We start from the raw sequence: 5,954 nt of genomic DNA, 5'->3' as shown, positions 1-5,954 counted from the left end.
TGAGAATGACCGGGGGAACCCTGAAATTTTCGGCTTAGTTGGTGGCAGCTTGCCGCCAACTCACTCCTCTAGATAAGTATTTTGACTCAGGCATCTTCCTCTTTTGAGACGTTGTGACACTTAGGGTGCGGAATGTGGGTTACAGGAACTCAACCCCGACAACGGCGAAGCTTCTTTGTATCGCACCCGTGACCTCGTACCTTCTCACCTGATGGACAAACTGAGACGGGGTAAAGTCTTAGTGACAAATTGGCATATTTTTGAAAAGCGAGCGCCTGCCACGTGGTGGCTGATACCGATCAATGGGAACAGGCAGCCGCCTATATTATTGACAATCATCCCGCCACTGCAGCCTTTGTTAAAAATGAACGCTTAGGGTTTACTATTCCCAGACTTTATTATCCGTCTGAAGACAGCTAAATCTAACTATTTAATTTTAGAAACTAAAGGATGGGACGAACTGAGGGAAGTGAAGGAAGCAGCGGCTAAACCCTGGTGTAATGCCATTAATACCGACGGCAAACACGGTCATTGGCAATACTTTTTAACTGGATTGAGCAAAGTTAAAGAAGGAATTGATCAAGCAATGAGAGAAATCGAAGCATTAACCAACTAAATTTTCGATAACTTTTCTGGAAGGCAATCGCCGGTACAGAGTACCCTTGATCTTAATCAGAGAAAAAGTGTATGAGTGATTTTGGCGGCATTCCGCTCCCAATCAACACCCTGGATCGGGGTTGGGGAAGTGGCGAGAAAAAAAGCTGGTAAAATAACTCTAGGCAACCTTAAAAAGAATTCATGAAAGCGCAAACAACAAGTAAAGATAGCCTGATCCTACGGCAAGAAGTAGTGGGAGCGCGTCGCCCTAGTAACTATTTTTGGGCTGTAATCGTCTCTATTGGCGGTCTAGGGTTTCTCCTCGCCGGTCTTTCCAGTTATTTGAAGGTCAATCTACTTCTCGTTAGCGATACCAGTTCCTTACAATTTATTCCCCAAGGAGTCGCCCTCCTCTTTTACGGTACTGCGGGGACTCTTTTAGCCATCTATCTCTGGTTATCTCTCCTCTGGAATGTCGGAGGTGGTTACAACGAGTTTAACAAGGAAACTGGCAAAGTTAAAATCTTTCGTTGGGGCTACCCTGGCAAAAATCGTCGCATTGATCTCGATTGGCCTCTCGAAGATGTGCAAGCTGTGCGGGCCGAAGTGCGAGAAGGACTCAACCCGAAACGGGAACTATTCCTGCGGATTAAACAGCGTCGCGATATCCCTTTAACTCGCGTCGGCGATCCGATGTCCCTCTCGGAATTGGAAAATCAAGGAGCGGAACTCGCTCGTTTTCTGGAAATTCCTCTAGAGGGATTGTAGGCCTTTTTTCGATCTTTTTGGCTATAAAATAATGATGAAGATAAGAAAATCTGGCTGGCTGTCTGTAGTTTGTCTTTTTTTGATCACAACGACGACACTTTTCGGCTGTTCTTCCCCAGAAGCTAACTCCACCCCCGATAATTCTATGGATAATTACAAACCCCGCTTAGATGGAACTGCCGTGGTCGAGATGATCATCAAAGGTAAACCGGTAACGATCGAAATTGATGGCAATGCGGCCCCAATTACTGCTGGTAACTTTGTGGATCTGGTGGAGAGAGGTTTTTATAATGGTTTAACTTTCCATCGCGTGGTTACAGAACCGCAGCCTTTTGTCGCCCAAGGGGGTGATCCCCAAGGTCGCGGAACTGGTGGTTTTGTTGATCCGAAAACCAAGCAATCCCGTTATGTTCCCCTGGAAATTCTCCTCAAAGACGAAAAAGAGCCGATTTATGGGCAAGCAATCGGTCAACAGGCCACGGCCCGCACTCCCATCGTCGCTTTACCCCATAAACGCGGTGCAATCGCAATGGCCCGTTCTCAACAACCTAATTCCGCTTCTTCTCAGTTTTATTTTGCCCTGTCGGATATCAATTTCCTCGATGGTGATTATGCCGTTTTTGGTTATGTAACTGAGGGAATGGAAGTGATCGATACGATTAAACAAGGGGATAAAATTGACTCGGCCAAGGTTGTTTCCGGTGCAGAAAACCTGAAAAAATAGCGATCGGTTAGGGTGGGACCGGGCGACAATAATTTAATGTTCGCCGTCACCCGCCCAATCATTTAATATTCCGATAGCTGATAACTGATAGCTGATAACTGATAGCTGATAGCTGATAGCTGATAACTGATAACTGATACCTGATAACTGATAACTGATACCTGATAACTGATAAATGAATGTTGTGGTGACGGGAATTGGGTTGATCAGTTCTCTGGGAAATTTAAGTCAGAGTTGGCAAAGATTACTAGAGGGCAAAACTGGTATAACTAGGCAACAACCCTTTTCTGATTTACCCGCTTTACCCTTGGGTTTAATCGGTCACAAACCGGCATTTTTAGAGGATTTAACCAAAATTGCCCTGATTGCTGCCCTTGAAGACGCTCAATTAACCCCTCCCTTAAAGGATTGTGGTGTCACTATCGGTTCTAGTCGCGGTTGTCAGGGTTTATGGGAACGGATGGCAGCGACGGGAATAGTAGAAAACTGGTTAGATAGTTTACCCGATCGCGCCTCGGTATTGACCGCTAGATTGATAGAAACCGGCGCCCCAGTGTTAGCACCCATGGCGGCCTGTGCCACGGGCATCTGGTCGCTCGCACAGGCTGTAGAATTAATTACTATGGGAGAATGCGATCGAGTTTTAGCCGGGGCGCTCGAAACCCCGATCACTCCCTTAACTTTGGTGGGATTTGAACAGATGGGAGCTTTGGCGAAAACGGGCTGTTATCCTTTTGATAGAGCTAGGGAAGGCTTGGTTTTGGGGGAAGGTGGGGCGATTTTCGTCCTTGAATCCGAAGAACTGGCTTTAAGCAGAAATGCCCCCATCTACGGGCAAATTTTGGGCTATGGTTTTAGCTGCGATGCCGATCATGTCAGCGCCCCGGCGGTGAATAATCGCGTTGCCCGCAAAGCCGTAGAACTATGTTTGCACAGAAGTCAATTAAGAAAAGATGAAATTAATTACATTCATGCCCACGGCACTAGCACGCGTTTAAACGATGAACGGGAGGCAAACCTGATCGCCAGCATTTTTGGCTCGCAAGTGGCTGTAAGCTCGACAAAAGGGGCAACAGGACACACTTTAGGGGCTTCGGGGGCATTAGGCGTGGCTTTTTGTTTAATGGCCCTGAAAAATCAGCTAATTCCCCCCTGTGTCGGTGTGCGCGAGTCGCCTTTTCAGTTAAATTTAACTAGATCGGCTGTTAATTTTTCCCTGCACAATTGTCTCTGTCTTAGTTTCGGTTTCGGAGGACAAAATGCAGCCATCGCAGTGGGGAAGTTTTTCAGTGATCAGTGATCAGTAATCAGTTCTTTCCCTGCCGGTCTCTGCATTTTTAACAAAACTTAACAATTATGGGCGAAATTTTGCTGGCTTTTGTCGGGAGATTTTGAGATAATATTTTTAAAAGATTTTATTCATAATGGGAATATTTGAACTTGTAAAAATTTGCACGGATTCCCATTATCAGAAAAGCATAGCACAAGCCGCCGCCAAAGTCAAGTCCTTTCTTATTACTTATGGGTGCGAATTTCCAGGAGTCAAAAAGGGCCTTAGTGGGGGTGGTAGGTGTTGGGGAGATTTTTCAGTGATCAGCTTTAATACTGCTCACTTAATATATACTGCTCACTTAAAACTCACATCTGACTCCTGACTGCTGATAACTGATTATGGATACACCGCGACTACATCCGGACACGATCGAAGAAGTTAAACAAAGAATTGATATTGTGGATTTAATTTCCGAGAGAGTCGTCCTCAAAAAAAGGGGACGGGAATACGTTGGTTTATGTCCTTTTCACGAGGAAAAATCCCCCAGTTTTACGGTTAGTCCTGCCAAACAAATGTATTACTGTTTTGGCTGTGGTGCGGGGGGAAACGGGATTAAATTTCTTATGGAAGTGGGAAAACAATCTTTTAGTGAGGTGGTTTTCGATCTCGCTAGAAGGTATCAAATCCCGATTAAAACTCTGGCAGTAGAACAGCGTCAGGAATTAGAACAGAAATTATCCCTCAAGGAACAATTATACGAAATAATGGCCGTGGCGGTGAGTTTTTATCAACACGCCCTTAGTCAACCTCAAGGGGAAAAAGCGTTAGATTATCTCAAGGTACAACGACAACTAACCGCGGAAACTATCGCAGCTTTTCAACTGGGATATTCTCCGGAAGGTTGGGAAACTCTCTATCGTTATTTAGTGGAACAAAAGCGCTATCCTGTGGCTTTAGTGGAACAAGCGGGATTAATTAAAGCGCGTCAAAATGGTAGTGGTTATTACGATCAATTTCGAGATCGTTTAATGATTCCTATTTTTGATAGTCAAGGACGAGCGATCGCTTTTGGTAGTCGCACTTTAGGTAATGAGCAGCCAAAGTATCTAAATTCTCCCGATACTCCTCTATTTGAAAAGGGAAAAACTCTCTTTGCTCTCGATCGAGCTAAACAGGCAATTATTCAGCAAGATTTAGCGATAGTTGTCGAGGGTTATTTTGACGCAATCGCTCTCCATGCTACTGGTATTACTAATGTGGTTGCCTGTTTAGGAACAGCTTTAAGTCAAGAGCAAATTAAATTACTTTTGCGCTACAGTGAAAATAAACAAATAATCTTTAATTTTGATGCTGATCAAGCGGGAATTAAAGCGACACAAAGGGCGATCGAGGAAATTAACTCCCTAGTTTATTCGGGACAAGTTAACCTAAAAATCCTCAATCTTCCCGATGGTAAAGATGCCGATGAATTTCTTAAATCTCGTGCTGACGGGGTGAATAGTTATCGAGAACTAATCGAAAAATCTCCTTTTTGGATTGATTGGCAAATCTCGCAAATGTTGGTTAATAAAGATTTAAAACAGGGACTACATTTTCAACAAGTAGCCAATAGTATGGTGAGTTTACTGCAAAAGTTAATCGATAGCAATCAACGCACTTTTTATCTAGATTATTGTGCTGAAATTTTGGCTCAAAAAGATGCCACTCGTTTGCCTTATATTTTAAAAAATCTCTCAAAGCAGGTTAATAAACCTCAAGGAAAATCTCTGGCAATCAAGAGGAAAAATATTTTAGATAAATCCGAAAAAAATAGCTCGGAAAAAGCCGAATGGTTATTATTATTAATCTATCTCCATTATCCTGAATATCGGGAAATAATTTTAGAATCTTTGGATGAAAAAGATTTAATTTTTAATCTCCCGGATTATCGTTGGTTATGGCAAGTAATTCTAGAGTTAGAAACCCAAATTACTAAACCAAGAGATTTGATGTCAGCTTTACAGAATCATTTATTGATGATAACCACAGACAAAAACCGTGATTTTAATTCTTTATTTCACTTAAATGAACATACCAGTCAGGAAATTTTGCAGCCAGAAGAACAGATCAAAGATGCTATTATAGCTATGGAAAAAATTAGTTTAATGGAATATCGTCGCTACTGTCAAGAACAATTAGTTAATGATCTCGACAGCAATCGACGGGAATTTTATCAACAGGAATTCTATCAAACTGTTAATAAATTAATCGCAATTGATCCTCACTACCAACAAGCTTAAGGGCTCTTCTCGACTTTGTGTGATAATTTTTGCTTATGGAGTCGTGAAATGATTATTGGGCAAGACTTTTAGGGCTATTTTGCGGATATTCTATCAGTATAGACCTCGTTTCCACACAGAAACCAGAAGAGCCGCTTAAGTAGTTAGGTGTTAAAAACTGTCAGCTCCCCCCGCTGTCCTTTAGTCACATCTTTCTTAACATTTCAAACCTTTGTAGCACAAGGCTTTCAAGACTCGGTTAACAATTTGTAATATTCCTTGTTGACACCCTTACTGACAAAGAAAAAACTGAAATCAAGTCAGGATAAGGGTT

Annotated in this window: 6 protein-coding genes; all 6 read left to right on the top strand. The window is 42.7% G+C overall.

Features of this window, described 5'->3' with window-relative positions; all coding sequences use genetic code 11:
• Positions 1–285 precede the first annotated feature (285 nt).
• Positions 286–420, top strand: coding sequence for a hypothetical protein (locus tag O9290_RS06225; RefSeq protein WP_288026949.1), 135 nt, complete (start codon positions 286–288; stop codon positions 418–420).
• Positions 421–469: 49 nt separating this feature from the next.
• Complete coding sequence (locus O9290_RS06220; RefSeq protein WP_002761017.1) at positions 470–616, top strand: hypothetical protein; 147 nt, start codon at positions 470–472, stop codon at positions 614–616.
• Between the two features lie 182 nt (positions 617–798).
• Positions 799–1,365 (top strand): photosystem I assembly protein Ycf4, encoded by a 567-nt coding sequence (locus tag O9290_RS06215; RefSeq protein WP_002761019.1) that lies wholly within the window; start codon positions 799–801, stop codon positions 1,363–1,365.
• A gap of 31 nt (positions 1,366–1,396) precedes the next feature.
• Positions 1,397–2,089 (top strand): peptidylprolyl isomerase, encoded by a 693-nt coding sequence (locus O9290_RS06210; protein WP_002761022.1) that lies wholly within the window; start codon positions 1,397–1,399, stop codon positions 2,087–2,089.
• Positions 2,090–2,264: 175 nt separating this feature from the next.
• Positions 2,265–3,389: a beta-ketoacyl-ACP synthase gene (locus tag O9290_RS06205; RefSeq protein ID WP_288057644.1), complete on the top strand. Its 1,125-nt coding sequence runs from the start codon at positions 2,265–2,267 to the stop codon at positions 3,387–3,389.
• Between the two features lie 371 nt (positions 3,390–3,760).
• Positions 3,761–5,641 (top strand): DNA primase, encoded by a 1,881-nt coding sequence (gene dnaG, locus O9290_RS06200; protein WP_288057642.1) that lies wholly within the window; start codon positions 3,761–3,763, stop codon positions 5,639–5,641.
• The last annotated feature ends 313 nt before the right edge of the window (positions 5,642–5,954 follow it).

It is taken from the genome of Microcystis sp. LE19-41.2A (genome assembly GCF_027530405.1).
Classification (GTDB): Bacteria; Cyanobacteriota; Cyanobacteriia; order Cyanobacteriales; family Microcystaceae; genus Microcystis; species Microcystis aeruginosa.
This window is presented reverse-complemented; position numbering and strand designations above follow the sequence as displayed.